This window comes from Yersinia enterocolitica (genome assembly GCA_002082245.2).
Classification (GTDB): Bacteria; Pseudomonadota; Gammaproteobacteria; order Enterobacterales; family Enterobacteriaceae; genus Yersinia; species Yersinia enterocolitica_E.
Map to the genome: position 1 here is coordinate 3,664,660 of NBTC02000002.1, position 13,312 is coordinate 3,677,971.

The following is a 13,312-nucleotide window of genomic DNA, read 5'->3' on the forward strand; positions in this document are numbered from 1 at the left end:
ATTGCGCCACTGGTTTATTCCGTTATCTCAGAGCATCAACTTACTGGTGTTGCCCCTGTTTTTGCAGGAACTGCACACCTTGATCCGGGAAGTCAGTAAACACCCCGTCAACCTGCGCTTGATTGTAGATAATATCGAATAGCTGATTGACGTTAGTCGCGTATTTCGGCAGCTTATCCGCACGGATGGTGTACGGGTGAACCATCATATTGTTGGCATGCGCATCTTTGACCATATTGGTCAGCTTGATGTTATTCGGCGTAGAGGTTTCAACCACCAGCATATGGTAGTCAGGGCCGATGCCATCGGCATACTGTGCTACTTGCTTCATCGCTCCTGGCTTGAACATCCAGTCGTAACTGTAATTGACCCATTTGCCATCAGGTTTCTGTTCGTAGGTTTCATTCCAGTCGGTATAAGCCACCAGTTGGACCAGTTTCAGGTCCATACCCATCTTCGGTTCCAGCTCGTTTTTGATGCGTTTTAATTCATTGGCATCAAAGCATTGCAGATAAACTTTATCGCCCTTGGTGGTGTAACCGTACTGTTTCAGTACTTCCAACACCTTGGTTGAGATGTCTTTCCCTTCTTGTTTATGGAACCACGGTGCTTTTATTTCTGGGTAAATCCCAACGTTTTTACCGGTCGAATGATTCAAACCTTGAACAAATTCAATCTCTTCCTGGAAGGTATGTACACGGAAGTCAGATTTGCCCATCGGGAAACGGCCCGGATAGCTCTGCACTTTCTTACCGTCTTTATCAATATCAAAGCCTTCGGTAAATTTCAGTGATTTAATTTCTGGTAGCGTAAAATCAATGGCGTAATAGCGGCCATCTTTGCGTGCGCGATCGGGGAAGCGCTCAGCCACATCGGTCACGCGATCCAGATAATGGTCGTGCAGAACCACCAACTCATTATCTTTGGTCATCACCAAATCTTGTTCAAGATAATCCGCACCTTGTGCGTAGGCCATGGCTTTAGCGGGCAGTGAATGCTCCGGCAGATAACCACTGGCACCACGATGTGCGATGACAACTTTGCTTGCCGACGGTTTGGTGACTACTGATGACTGCTCGGTGGCCTGAGCCATACCGGTAACTGAGGATGCCAGAATAATACTCGCCAACAGGGTTTTGATGTGGGTTTGCATTGATAGTGCTCCATTTATCAATCTCAGGGTATGAAAAAGGCTATGTCGCTATAAATCCATCAATAACGACACAGCCTGAAAAAACGTAACTAGATGAACTTATAAGCCCTGTTTTCTAGCCAGCTCTGCGTGATGCTTTTTCTCACTAAACATCACAACGATCAGTAACAGAACAGCCAAGATACTGCCGCCGATCATGACCATAAAGCCGCCGTCCCAACCGAAGTAGTCCACGGTATAACCGACGATGGCACTCGCTGCTACCGAGCCGCCCAGATAACCGAACAAGCCGGTGAAGCCCGCTGCGGTCCCTGCTGCTTTTTTCGGTGCTAATTCAAGCGCATGTAAGCCAATCAACATTACCGGGCCATAGATCAGGAAGCCGATGGTGATCATACAGGCCATATCGATACCTGGGTTACCGACCGGGTTCAGCCAGTAAATGATGGTAGCGATAGTCACCAGAGTCATAAAGAACACACCGGTGGCCCCGCGGTTACCTCTAAACACTTTGTCGGACATCCAACCGCACAACAGCGTCCCTGGAATACCAGCGTATTCATACAGGAAATAAGCCCATGAGGATTTATCCAGTGCGAAGTGTTTCACTTCTTTCAGGTAGGTCGGTGACCAGTCGAGGATGCCGTAACGCAGTAAATAAACAAAAACGTTAGCAATCGCGATGTACCACAACAGTTTGTTGGGCAATATGTATTGCATGAAGATCTGTTTAGCTGTCAGTTCTTCTTCTGCTTCTTCACTGTAGTCATCTGGATAGTCGTTTTTGTACTCTTCAATCGGCGGCAAGCCCACGGATTGAGGGGTATCACGCATCAGACCAAAGACAATCAATGCCACCAGAATGGCACCAAAAGCAGGCATGTAGAGTGCGGCTTTCCAGTCGTTAAACCACGCCATCCCCAGCAGGAACAGTAATGGTGGTAAGCCACCACCGACGTTATGGGCGCAGTTCCAGACTGACACGATACTGCCGCGTTCCTTCTTCGACCACCAGTGCACCATAGTACGGCCACATGGCGGCCAACCCATACCCTGGAACCAGCCACATAAGAACAGCAGCACGAACATCACGGCGATACTAGATGTTGCCCAAGGCACAAAGCCCATAAACAGCATCACGGCGGCGGCGAGAATCAAACCGGCAGAGAGGAATATCCGTGGGTTAGACCGGTCAGAAACCGAACCCATGATGAATTTTGAGAAACCGTAGGCAATAGAAATACCCGATAACGCGAAGCCCAGATCCCCGCGAGAGAACCCTTGTTCGATCAAATACGGCATGGCGAGAGTAAAGTTTTTACGCACCAGATAGTAGGCGGCGTAACCGAAAAAGATGCCCATAAAGATTTGCCAGCGTAGGCGGCGGTAGGTGGGATCAATCTGTTCTGCTGGAAGCCGGGCCTGATGCGGCGCGGGCTTAAAAATACTCAACATGAGTGCCTCCGATGGCTTTTTTGTAGTTTTTGACCCCGGTATAGCCTGGTATCTACCCGGTAGTTAAACGGCTAACTTGCTGTCGTTTATGTTCCATAACGAGCGCCATGCTAGATAAATTCGCATAACTTATCTGTGAGTGATGGCTCATTTGTTACAGTTATATGAAAGCGGCGGCAATTTTGAGCGATTGGTTAACATTTTGAAACCCACAATGACAAATTACCTGTGACTTTGATCACAATCATGGTTTTTAAACACCACATTGCTTTCGTTTTTCGTTCGTTTTTGTTCCTTATCAAACAATAACCTTAAAGATTGTGGCTCAATAGACGCATAATTAGCCGCCAGGCGGCTGTCTGATAATGTGGGGTCCTTCATGACGAACAGTTCTCCTTACACAGAAACGGATGTCATCATCATTGGTGGTGGTGCGACCGGTGCCGGGATTGCCCGTGACTGCGCTCGCCGTGGTTTAGCCTGTACGCTCTTGGAGAGGCATGACATTGCCACTGGTGCGACTGGCCGTAACCATGGCTTGCTACACAGCGGCGCACGCTATGCGGTAACTGATGGCGAATCTGCCCGCGAATGTATTGAAGAAAACCGTATTCTGAAACGTATTGCACGCCATTGTATTGAGCAAACGGATGGCCTGTTTATCACGTTGCCGGAAGACTCGCTGGAATATCAGCAGCAATTTATCGCGCGCTGCCAGGACGCCGGTATCGAGGCCGAAGCCATTGATCCAAAGCTGGCCTTACGGCTGGAGCCTGCTGCTAATCCGACATTGATTGCTGCCGTCCGCGTGCCAGATGGTACCGTCGATCCCTTCCGTTTAACTGCCGCGAATATGCTGGATGCGCGTGAGCACGGTGCGAATGTACTGACTTATCACGAAGTTATTGGCTTGCTACGCCACGGTGATAGGGTGAGCGGCGTGCGCGTTTTCGATCATAAGAATCAGCGCCAGTATGATATTCATGCACAAATAGTGGTCAACGCTGCGGGGATCTGGGGGCAACATATTGCTGAATATGCTGATCTTCGTATCCGCATGTTTCCGGCAAAAGGTGCTCTGTTGATCTTGGGTCATCGGATCAACAACATGGTGATCAACCGCTGTCGTAAACCGGCTGATGCTGATATTTTGGTTCCGGGCGACACCATCTCATTGATCGGGACGACCTCAACCCATATTGAATACGATCAAATCGATAATATGGTAGTAACGGCACAAGAGGTGGATACCTTAATCCGCGAAGGATCAAAACTTTCACCCCAGTTGGCGCAAACGCGCATCTTACGTGCTTACGCCGGTGTCAGGCCGCTGGTTGCCAGTGATGATGACCCGTCGGGGCGCAATGTCAGCCGTGGCATTGTGTTACTGGATCATGCTAACCGCGATGGTCTGGAAGGTTTTATCACCATTACCGGTGGCAAGCTGATGACCTACCGTCTGATGGCGGAGTGGGCAACAGATAAAGTGTGTGAAAAATTAGGTATTACCGCAGCCTGTACCACCGCCCAAGCGCCACTACCCGGTTCACAGCAATCAGCGGAGCAAACTCTCAGCAAAGTCATTTCTCTGCCTGCCAGTATTCGTGGCTCAGCGGTTTATCGCCATGGGGATCGCGCGACACAACTATTGGCCGGAAACCGGCTGGATAATAGCCTGGTGTGCGAATGCGAGGCAGTGACTGCCGGCGAAGTGCGCTATGCGATTGAATCGCTATCGGTCAATAACCTACTGGATTTACGTCGTCGTACCCGTGTTGGCATGGGGACCTGTCAGGGTGAACTCTGTGCCTGCCGGGCCGCGGGTTTACTCAGCCGCTTTAAAGTGACCACGCCGCAGCAATCCCGTGAACAGCTGGTGCAATTTCTTAATGAGCGTTGGAAAGGTGTGCGCCCGATAGCTTGGGGCGATGCTTTGCGGGAGAGTGAATTTACGCACTGGGTTTATCAAGGGCTGTGTGGTCTGGATGACACCCCGTCTGCGGCCAACGTTCAGGAGAAACCAGATGAAATTTGATGTCATTATCATCGGTGGTGGCTTGGCTGGTCTGGCGTGCGGTATCCGCCTGGCTGAGCAAGGCAAATATTGTGCGATTGTCAGCGCCGGGCAAAATGCGCTGCACTTTTCCTCCGGCTCTTTGGATCTATTGGCAAAATTACCGGATGGGCAGGCAGTCAGCCAGCCGTTATCCGCACTCGCGACCTTGGCTGAATTAGCGCCTGAACACCCCTATAGCAAGATGGGGCAAGTGGCACAAGTGGGTGAATTAGCACAAGAAGCTGAATCTCTTTTACAGCGGTGCGGCCTGAAATTGGTGGGCAGCGCGGCGAAGAACCACCTGCGGCTTACGCCGTTGGGCAGTTGCCGGCCAACCTGGCTCAGCCCGGCGGATATCCCGGTTGCACCATTGGAAGGCCCGCTGCCGTGGCAAAAAGTCGCGGTAATTGGTATTGAAGGTTTCCTCGATTTCCAACCACAAATGGTTGCCAGCGCCTTACAAGAGCAAGGTGTTGATGCGACGCCAGATTATCTGCATTTACCGGCGCTTGATCGTCTGCGGGATAACCCTAGCGAATTTCGTGCGGTCAATATTGCTCGTGTGCTGGATTTACCAGAAAACCTGCAACCGCTGGCGGATGAGTTATCCCGTCTGTCATCAGCAGCAGAAATGATTTTGCTGCCAGCTTGTATCGGGCTGGATGTGTCTGCGCCACTGGAAGCATTGCGAGCCGCAGTCGGGAAACCCATTCAACTGCTGCCGACGCTACCACCGTCGTTACTTGGTATGCGATTACATCAGGCTCTGCGCCATCGCTTCCAGCAATTGGGGGGCATTGTCATGCCCGGTGATGCGGTATTACGTGCTGAGCTGGTGGGGGACCGGATTACTGGGCTTTATAGCCGTAACCATGGCGATATTCCGTTGCGTGCCGCCCAGATGGTGCTGGCCAGCGGTAGCTTCTTTAGCAATGGGTTAGTGGCCACTTTTGAGCATGTTTACGAACCGATACTGGATCTGGATATTTTATCGCTACCGAACCGTGCCGACTGGAGCCGCAGCAATATGTTTGCGCCCCAGCCTTATCTGCAATTTGGAGTTAACACTGATAACCGGTTACGGGCGCTACGTGGGGGTATTGCACTGGATAATCTACATGTTATCGGTGCGGTACTGGGGGGATACGATCCGTTGCAACAAGGCTGTGGCGCAGGGGTTTCACTAACCAGCGCACTGTTTGTTGCAGAGCAGATTGTCAACGCAATGGAGGTGACATTATGACGTGGTTACCGCAGAACGGAGACAGCAACACTTTTTCTCAGAATCAACATTTGCCGCAGGATAAACACTTGGCACGGGATAACAGTTTTGAAAGTTGTATTAAGTGTACGGTGTGCACCACTTATTGCCCGGTCGCCAAGGTTAACCCGCTTTATCCGGGGCCGAAGCAGGCTGGCCCTGATGGTGAGCGCTTACGTTTGAAAGATCCGGCACTGTATGACGATGCATTGAAATATTGCACGAACTGCAAACGTTGCGAAGTGGCATGCCCGTCCGATGTTAAAATCGGCGACATCATCCAACGTGCTAAAGCCAGTTACAGCAGCAATAAACCCAAACTGCGCGATGCGATCCTCAGTCATACCGATATCATGGGCACCCTCTCAACACCGTTTGCACCGGTAGTGAATGCGGTCACCGGTTTGAAACCGGTGCGTGCCTTGTTGGATAAAGCGCTGAAAATTGATCATCGGCGTGAATTACCAAAATACTCGTTTGGTACCTTTCGCCGCTGGTATCGTAAACAAGCTGAAAAACAGCAGCAATATAGCGAACAGGTGGCATTTTTCCATGGCTGCTTCGTAAATTACAATCATCCCCAGTTAGGTAAAGATTTAGTCAGTGTATTCAATGCGATGAACATTGGCGTTCAATTACTTAAACGGGAAAAATGCTGTGGCGTACCCCTGATTGCTAATGGATTTATTGAGCAGGCGAAAAAACAGGCACGGGTGAATCTGGAATCCCTGACTGATGCGGTTATCGGGCGGGATATCCCGGTAGTAGCAACTTCATCAAGTTGCACCTTTACCTTGCGTGATGAGTATCCGCACTTGTTAGATGTTGATACTGCACCCGTGCGCGACAAAGTGGAGTTGGCGACACGCTATCTCTACCGCTTATTGGATCAGGGGCGCGACTTACCGTTGAAAGCGCTGTTCTCGGCAAACAATACGCCGTTGCGTATTGCCTATCACACACCTTGCCATATGGAGAAAATGGGCTGGACGGCCTATACCCTGGCTTTGCTACAGCGTATCCCCGGTATTGAGCTGGTGGTATTGGATTCGCAGTGTTGCGGGATTGCCGGAACTTACGGTTTTAAATCAGAGAACTACGCAACATCGCAAGGGATTGGTGCCTCACTGTTCCAGCAAATCGAGGAGAGTGGGGTTGATTTGGTGATTACCGATTGTGAAACCTGTAAGTGGCAGATTGAAATGTCGACCAGCAAAAAATGCGAACATCCCATCACTTTATTGGCACTGGCTTTAGCTTAATTTTGGAAAAGGATAATGCAGGCAGAGCGCTGATGAGCCGCGCTCTGTTAAGGAATACTATTTTAGCTTGAGCGTGCTAATAATCGATTCGGCTTCAGTCTGAGCTTGCTGCTGATTATCTGCGGGCAGCGTAATTTGTATTGTCATCAAATGGTTATCGACTTTACCCATCAACACAGACGAATAGGCTTTCTGGCCGCCACTGGTAATAATGCTATCTAACTGCTGGAACGGTTGTCCGTCAATTTTAATGGCTTTATTGGTGACGACTTGCAGGTTAGCATCACGGGCGCGTTGCTGGTCTGCTAAACGCGTTGTCAGTACTTCCAGTTCTTCATTGGTGTTATCACCTAAAATCACGATAACTGCTTTATCGCCGGTTTTATTGGCGTAAACGTGCATGTTATTCGCTTGATTGCCCATCTTTCCGCTTTGATCAGACAAGTCTGCCGGCAAGCTGAAGGCCACTTTGCCTTCCAGCAGGCTGACCGGTTGGCCCACGTTACTATTGCTGTTGCCATCACAAGCACTTAATCCTGCAACCAACAGACCGACAGCAAGAAATTTGGTTATTTTATGCATGGGAATCCCTTTATTGATGATTAATATCCCCTTGTTACTTGAACTTACAGGGGGTTAGTGACACCCCTGCAACGCCAACTAATCTGGGTATGGCCTTATCGCACCTTATTCAGACGCTAAAAGCAATCTATTGTTCAGTGGCAGTAGCCTGCTTTAGTGCTTGCTGTTCGGTCTGTCGGGCAAAATATTTCAGCAATACATTGAGCATCACGCCATAGGCGGGTAGGAAGAACAACATGCAGATCAGCAGCTTAAAGCTATAATCCACCAAAGCGATTTCTACCCAGTTTGCAGCCATAAATGGGTCAGTACTGCGATAGAACGCAATAAAGAAGAACGCCATGGTGTCACTGATATTGCCAAAGAACATGGCAGCAGTAGGGGCAACCCACCAGGTACTGCGCTGACGCAGGCGGTTAAATACCTGAACATCCAGAATCTGGCCGAGTACATAGGCCATAAAGCTGGCAATCGCGATACGGGCTACCACCAAGTTAAAGCTGGTTAATGCCGGTAACCCCTGCCAACTCCCCTGATAAAACAGGGCTGAAATCAGATATGAAATCAGCAACGCTGGCACCATAACCGACAGAATGATCCGGCGCGCCAAAGGAGCACCAAAAATCCGTACAGTCAGGTCAGTGGCAAGGAAGATAAACGGAAAAGTAAAAGCGCCCCAAGTGGTATGAAAACCGAAGATAGCGATCGGTAATTGCACCAGGTAGTTGCTGGAGGTAATGATGACAATATGGAATAGCGACAGCCATACCAAAGCGGTCATCCGCTGTTGGGCAGTAAACGAAAACATAAATGTGACCTTTTTGGTTATTGGGGTGAGGGAACCCAAACAGAATGTGCCGCAATTTCTGCGACGCGGCGGCATAATACGCGTTTGCGCAACGAATGCAATGGCTAATTTTAACGCAAACGTTAGCGTCGCTTGCGCCTAAAAATCGACGGGGTAAACTATCCGCCTTCGCACACGGGCTTATATTTTATCTTTATACTGCTAGCAAACCCATAACGACCAACAAGAGACTCACCATGACCGATATTTTTGCCAATCCAGACAAAACACTTGATGCACTGGGCCTGCGCTGCCCTGAGCCGGTGATGATGGTGCGAAAAACGGTCCGGCACATGGAAGATGGCCAAACTCTACTGATTATTGCTGACGACCCTGCCACCACCCGCGATATTCCCGGTTTTTGCCGTTTTATGGACCATCAGTTGTTGGCACAAGATATCGGGCAGACGCCGTATCGGTATTTAGTCAAGAAAGGGGCAAAAGCGCAGTAACACCCGCCTCTGCCCCAATTATCAGAACCGATGCTTGATTCAAACATCCCGCTTGCGCAGTAGCCGTAACGCATTGGCTGTTACTAAGGCGGTAGCACCGGAATCTGCTAATACTGCTAACCAGAGACCGGTTAAGCCCAGTAGTGTGGTAACCAGGAAGATTCCCTTTAGGCCCAGTGCGATAGTAATGTTCTGGCGGATATTGGCGTTGGCCGCCCGTGATAACAGAATAATTTCTGCTAATCCGGTTAACCGGTTGTGGGTCAACGCGGCATCGGCTGTTTCCAATGCCACATCGGTGCCACTACCCATGGCAATACCAATACTGGCTGCTTTCATCGCCGGAGCATCATTGATGCCATCACCGACCATCACCGTAGGTTGTGCCGCATTCAATGCCATAACCGCTTGCACTTTATCGGCGGGCAGTAATCCGGCGCGGTAATCAATCCCCAATTCACCGGCAATTGCCGCTGCGGCTCGTGGATTATCGCCAGTGAGCATCACCCCCTGAATACCTAACTTCTTCAGCGCATCAATGGCTTGCCTGGCATCAGTTCGTAACGTGTCACGTAATGCCAATAAACCAATTAGCGTTTCATCTTCCAGCACGGCGACGGCTGTTTTACCGCTGCTTTCCAACTGGTCGAGCTGTGTTTGCCACTCAGCAGTCAATAACTGTGGGGGCAACTTACTGGGGGCGCTGACGCGCACCGTCAGACCATTAACCACACCTTCAACACCCACCCCCGCCAGAGCTCGACGCTCACTCGCCAGTGGCAATATTGGGGTGTTTTGCTGTGCGCGTTGCATAATAGCGATCGCTAACGGATGGTGGGAGCCAGCTTCAACGGCGGCGGCCAACGCTAACAGGCGGGTTTCACTCACACCGGCTATAGGCAGAATATCGGTAACTTTAGGTTTGCCCTCGGTCAGGGTGCCGGTTTTGTCAAAGGCAACCGTTTGAATTCGGCCCAACTGCTCCAGTGCTGCTCCCCCTTTGATCAATGCCCCACGGCGGGTTGCCGCCGCTAATGCAGATGTAATTGCCGCAGGTGTGGAGATAACCAACGCACATGGGCAACCTATCAGTAATAGTGTCAGGCCGCGGTACAGCCAGGTTTCCCAAGGTTCGGCGAAAGCCAAAGGCGGTACTAACATGACCAGCGCTGAAAGCAGCATGATCGCTGGCGTATAAATACGACTGAAGCGGTCAATGAAACGCTCAATGGGTGCTCGGCGTTCTTCTGCTAATTCAATTAGTTGCAGAATACGGTCAATAGCATTATTGCCGGGTTCTGAGATAACTCGCATTTCAGTGGCGCGATCGACCGATAAGCTCCCGGCCGCAACTTTTTCGCCTTGCTGACGTTCAACAGGGATAGATTCTCCGGTGAGGGCGCTTTCATCGAAACTGGCAAAAGGGGTCATTAGTTCGGCATCTGCGGGTAAGCGGCCACCGGGCGAGATTTCGATGATATCGCCGGGGCGCAAACTGGCGACAGGAACCTGCCTACGCTCACCGTCTTTTAACAACAGTGCCTCTTCTGGCACCAGTGCCATCAGGGCAGTTACCCCACGGCGTGCACGGTTTGCGGCATAAGATTCGAGCAGTTCGCCGACCATAAACAGCAGTAATACCATGGCCGCTTCAGCGGTTGCGCCAATAAACATCGCCCCGATAGCTGCCACGCTCATCAAGGTTTCAATGGCGAAGGGAGTCCCAGAGCGGATAAGCTTCCAGGCTTTGGCGGTGATCGGGATCAGACCGACAATGGTGGTTGCAGTGAAGGCAAACTCACTTAGTTCAAGGCTGAATAACGAGATCCCCCAACTGATAAGCATCAGTGTGGTTAATAATGCGATAGGTAAGTATTCGCGCAGGCGTGATTCTGGCGCAGCGGCTTTACTTCCTGCGCTTGATTGGGTATCGACCAGAGTGAATCCAGCCTGAGTGACTGCATTCACGACTTGAGGGCGGATATCTGTGCGTGCATCAACCACTAATTTTTCTGTGGCAAAGAGGACTTTTACATTTTCAATCCCGACCAGATTACTGACGGCATTTTCAATTTTTCGGGCACAGCTTGGGCAGTCCATCCCTTTGACCTGCCAACTGAAGCGCTGGTTATCTGCAGATATCGCTGGCGCGAGTATGTCGCTTTCGTCATCACCCTCATCGCTTTGGCCCTGACTACAGCAACCCCCATCATTATGTGAGTGTTCACTCACTGAGTCTGAGCTGTCATTGCTGGCACTGGTTATTTTCTGGCTGCTGCAACCGGTTTGTTGTTTGGCATGAGTGTGACCACAGCCACAGTTGTTGTGTGTATCCGTTGGATGCTGATGTTCAGAATGTGAATGCATGGTGCCTCCTGGAAAGCATGTAACAGGTATTGCAGCACTCTACACCTTGGAGTCAACTCCAGAGTCAAGAGGGAAATGAGAGTAATTGCTAAATGGGATTTTTGCTACCTGGCAGGGTATGACTAAAGTGAGCGTATCCAGCGCATTGAAATGCGCGCCCCTTTGGTGGAGCACGCAGCTCAAACGGCTAAAAACGTATTGCGGTACTGATTTAGTTACAAATACAGCGACCGGACAATCAGGAAATGCCCGACAAAGTAGCAACCAGCGACAATTGCATCTGAAGCCCGGAATGAAAAACGATAGCGATTCAGTAGCCAAATGCTATGCGAAACCAGCAGTAACACGGTACCTGCCAGCAGAGAGAAGCTTAAATCTGTGCTGCGGGCAAAGTATTGTTCGCCCGCCATCCAGACCATCAGTAACGTCATGCCAACGAAAGCGATCACTGGCCAGCGCATATCTTCCAGCCGTGTCCAGATAGTGGCTATCAGTAATGCGCCAATCACGATCAAAACCAATGGAAGAGGCCAGAACAGCGTGAATGTCATCTGGCTGGCAAAACTGATGGTATAGAGTAAATGGGAAAGGAAGAATGCGCCCAGAGCATAAAGTAAGCGCTCACTGGGTAGCAGTAATAATGCATCAGCTACCAGAGTCGCAAGTAAGCCCAAGACAATGAGATAGCCGACAGGACCAAGAATAGGTGCTTGCCAGGCAAGTAACAGTAAAAGTAACAGGGTGACAGGTTTGAATACCCAACGCTGCCAGCGTGGGCCTCGGTAAGTTGCATCAACAAACAACCAACCAGAAAAAAATACGGCAAGGAATGGCCAGCTCATTATTTATCCTTTTTTCTATGCAGGTTTTAGTGAAAGTACCTGTGTTGTAATGATAATCCGTAATGCTAATGACTCCGAGTATACATTCATCAAGTGTAAGGGATGGAAGCCAAGAGCGATAGCGACGCTATTGTGATTTGCATGATTTGTGCCACTTAATGCGTAACAGTCCGCATAATCAGATTTAGCGGCACCATCCGCCAGCGGAGATCTTGGTGTTGTTTGGCCCACATGTTATGTTAAGGCCGATTTCCTTTCGCTAAATCAAGGGATAGAGGCAGTAGCGCCATGGCCAATGAACAATTGCTTTATCGTATTCAATTTATAAATAACGGTAAGAATTATCAGCTCTATGTCCGTGAGGTAGGCCCGAGTAACTTGTTTGGGTTTATTGAAATTGCTGATTTTGTCTTTGATAGTCAATCAACATTGCTGGTGGACCCTTCAACTGAAAAACTGAAAACAGAATTTTCAGGTGTTAACCGCAGCTATATTCCTCTTCATTCGGTGATTCGTATCGATGCCGTGACGGAAAAGGGCAGCGCTCGGATCTCTGAATTGGGCAGTAATGTGATGAGTTTCCCCTATCTGCCGGGCAATAAGTCCTGATGGGTAGTGTATGAATAAACCTCCGTTATTATTGATTGCTGTGGTGGTACTGATAGCCGTATTGGCGACCCGTCAGTATTGGCAAAAAAAACGGCAGGATACAGAAAATGACCGAGCGCTGGTGCGCAGTTTACAAGTTGAAGTCATTAATAAACGAGAAGTATTAGCGCCCAATCGTCGCTCACGGCAGCGCGAAGAAATTGTCGCAGAAGAAAAACGCTATGAAGTTACTTTCCAGCCACTTATCAGTAGTATTGAGGTTAAAAGTAACCGTGAAATCAAAGTGATACTGCCACAGCAGGCGTATAATAGTATTGTACAAGGCGCACAGGGAACGTTACGTTTACAAGGCTCCCGCTATATTGGTTTTACCCCGACGTCAGTCCCCGACTAAATCTGTCGCCAAATAAGTCAGCCTGCAATCAA

At 49.8% G+C, this 13,312-nt stretch carries 12 protein-coding genes; 6 read left to right on the forward strand and 6 right to left on the reverse strand.

Annotation, left to right across the window (positions count from 1 at the left end; all coding sequences use genetic code 11):
* Positions 1–40: 40 nt before the first annotated feature.
* Both A6J66_018265 and glpT read right to left on the reverse strand, forming a co-directional pair.
* On the reverse strand, positions 41–1,153 hold the full coding sequence (locus A6J66_018265; protein ID PNM25939.1) for a glycerophosphodiester phosphodiesterase: 1,113 nt from the start codon (positions 1,151–1,153) through the stop codon (positions 41–43).
* A 99-nt stretch (positions 1,154–1,252) separates the two neighbouring features.
* Positions 1,253–2,608, reverse strand: coding sequence for a glycerol-3-phosphate transporter (gene glpT / locus A6J66_018270; protein ID PNM25940.1), 1,356 nt, complete (start codon positions 2,606–2,608; stop codon positions 1,253–1,255).
* A gap of 379 nt (positions 2,609–2,987) precedes the next feature.
* Here glpT and A6J66_018275 point away from each other — a divergent pair, with 379 nt between their 5' ends.
* The 3 genes from A6J66_018275 to glpC are packed head-to-tail and all read left to right on the forward strand — an operon-like array spanning position 2,988 to position 7,187.
* Positions 2,988–4,643, forward strand: coding sequence for an anaerobic glycerol-3-phosphate dehydrogenase subunit A (locus A6J66_018275; GenBank protein ID PNM25941.1), 1,656 nt, complete (start codon positions 2,988–2,990; stop codon positions 4,641–4,643).
* Entirely contained in the window at positions 4,633–5,907 is a 1,275-nt protein-coding gene (locus tag A6J66_018280) for a glycerol-3-phosphate dehydrogenase subunit GlpB (GenBank protein ID PNM25942.1), read from the forward strand. Before A6J66_018275 ends, A6J66_018280 begins: the two co-directional genes overlap by 11 nt.
* On the forward strand, positions 5,904–7,187 hold the full coding sequence (gene glpC, locus A6J66_018285; protein ID PNM25943.1) for an anaerobic glycerol-3-phosphate dehydrogenase subunit C: 1,284 nt from the start codon (positions 5,904–5,906) through the stop codon (positions 7,185–7,187). The genes A6J66_018280 and glpC overlap by 4 nt, the downstream gene beginning before the upstream one ends.
* Positions 7,188–7,244: 57 nt before the next feature.
* Here the strand turns inward: glpC and A6J66_018290 are convergent, their stop codons facing one another.
* The gene (locus tag A6J66_018290) at positions 7,245–7,769 is read right to left on the reverse strand and encodes a DUF1795 domain-containing protein (protein PNM25944.1); all 525 of its coding nucleotides are present in this window, start codon (positions 7,767–7,769) and stop codon (positions 7,245–7,247) included.
* Between the two features lie 127 nt (positions 7,770–7,896).
* Positions 7,897–8,577, reverse strand: coding sequence for a VUT family protein (locus A6J66_018295; protein ID PNM25945.1), 681 nt, complete (start codon positions 8,575–8,577; stop codon positions 7,897–7,899).
* A gap of 236 nt (positions 8,578–8,813) precedes the next feature.
* Here A6J66_018295 and A6J66_018300 point away from each other — a divergent pair, with 236 nt between their 5' ends.
* A complete protein-coding gene (locus tag A6J66_018300) occupies positions 8,814–9,068 on the forward strand; it encodes a sulfurtransferase TusA (protein PNM25946.1) in 255 nt (84 codons plus the stop codon).
* A gap of 39 nt (positions 9,069–9,107) precedes the next feature.
* On the opposite strand, the gene zntA is transcribed toward A6J66_018300, so the two are convergent.
* Both zntA and A6J66_018310 read right to left on the reverse strand, forming a co-directional pair.
* On the reverse strand, positions 9,108–11,435 hold the full coding sequence (gene zntA / locus A6J66_018305; protein ID PNM25947.1) for a zinc/cadmium/mercury/lead-transporting ATPase: 2,328 nt from the start codon (positions 11,433–11,435) through the stop codon (positions 9,108–9,110).
* 215 nt (positions 11,436–11,650) lie between these two features.
* Entirely contained in the window at positions 11,651–12,277 is a 627-nt protein-coding gene (locus A6J66_018310) for a lysoplasmalogenase (protein PNM25948.1), read from the reverse strand.
* A gap of 288 nt (positions 12,278–12,565) precedes the next feature.
* Here A6J66_018310 and A6J66_018315 point away from each other — a divergent pair, with 288 nt between their 5' ends.
* Together A6J66_018315 and A6J66_018320 are read left to right on the forward strand one after the other, a co-directional pair.
* On the forward strand, positions 12,566–12,886 hold the full coding sequence (locus tag A6J66_018315) for a DUF1820 domain-containing protein (protein ID PNM25949.1): 321 nt from the start codon (positions 12,566–12,568) through the stop codon (positions 12,884–12,886).
* Positions 12,887–12,896: 10 nt separating this feature from the next.
* Complete coding sequence (locus tag A6J66_018320) at positions 12,897–13,280, forward strand: DUF2500 domain-containing protein (GenBank protein PNM25950.1); 384 nt, start codon at positions 12,897–12,899, stop codon at positions 13,278–13,280.
* The last annotated feature ends 32 nt before the right edge of the window (positions 13,281–13,312 follow it).

Coding starts and splice junctions, on each gene's coding strand:
- A6J66_018265 (PNM25939.1), bottom strand. CDS start 1,153: ATGCAAACCCACATCAAAACCCTGTTGGCGAGTATTATTCTGGCATCC.
- glpT (PNM25940.1), bottom strand. CDS start 2,608: ATGTTGAGTATTTTTAAGCCCGCGCCGCATCAGGCCCGGCTTCCAGCA.
- A6J66_018275 (PNM25941.1), top strand. CDS start 2,988: ATGACGAACAGTTCTCCTTACACAGAAACGGATGTCATCATCATTGGT.
- A6J66_018280 (PNM25942.1), top strand. CDS start 4,633: ATGAAATTTGATGTCATTATCATCGGTGGTGGCTTGGCTGGTCTGGCG.
- glpC (PNM25943.1), top strand. CDS start 5,904: ATGACGTGGTTACCGCAGAACGGAGACAGCAACACTTTTTCTCAGAAT.
- A6J66_018290 (PNM25944.1), bottom strand. CDS start 7,769: ATGCATAAAATAACCAAATTTCTTGCTGTCGGTCTGTTGGTTGCAGGA.
- A6J66_018295 (PNM25945.1), bottom strand. CDS start 8,577: ATGTTTTCGTTTACTGCCCAACAGCGGATGACCGCTTTGGTATGGCTG.
- A6J66_018300 (PNM25946.1), top strand. CDS start 8,814: ATGACCGATATTTTTGCCAATCCAGACAAAACACTTGATGCACTGGGC.
- zntA (PNM25947.1), bottom strand. CDS start 11,435: ATGCATTCACATTCTGAACATCAGCATCCAACGGATACACACAACAAC.
- A6J66_018310 (PNM25948.1), bottom strand. CDS start 12,277: ATGAGCTGGCCATTCCTTGCCGTATTTTTTTCTGGTTGGTTGTTTGTT.
- A6J66_018315 (PNM25949.1), top strand. CDS start 12,566: ATGGCCAATGAACAATTGCTTTATCGTATTCAATTTATAAATAACGGT.
- A6J66_018320 (PNM25950.1), top strand. CDS start 12,897: ATGAATAAACCTCCGTTATTATTGATTGCTGTGGTGGTACTGATAGCC.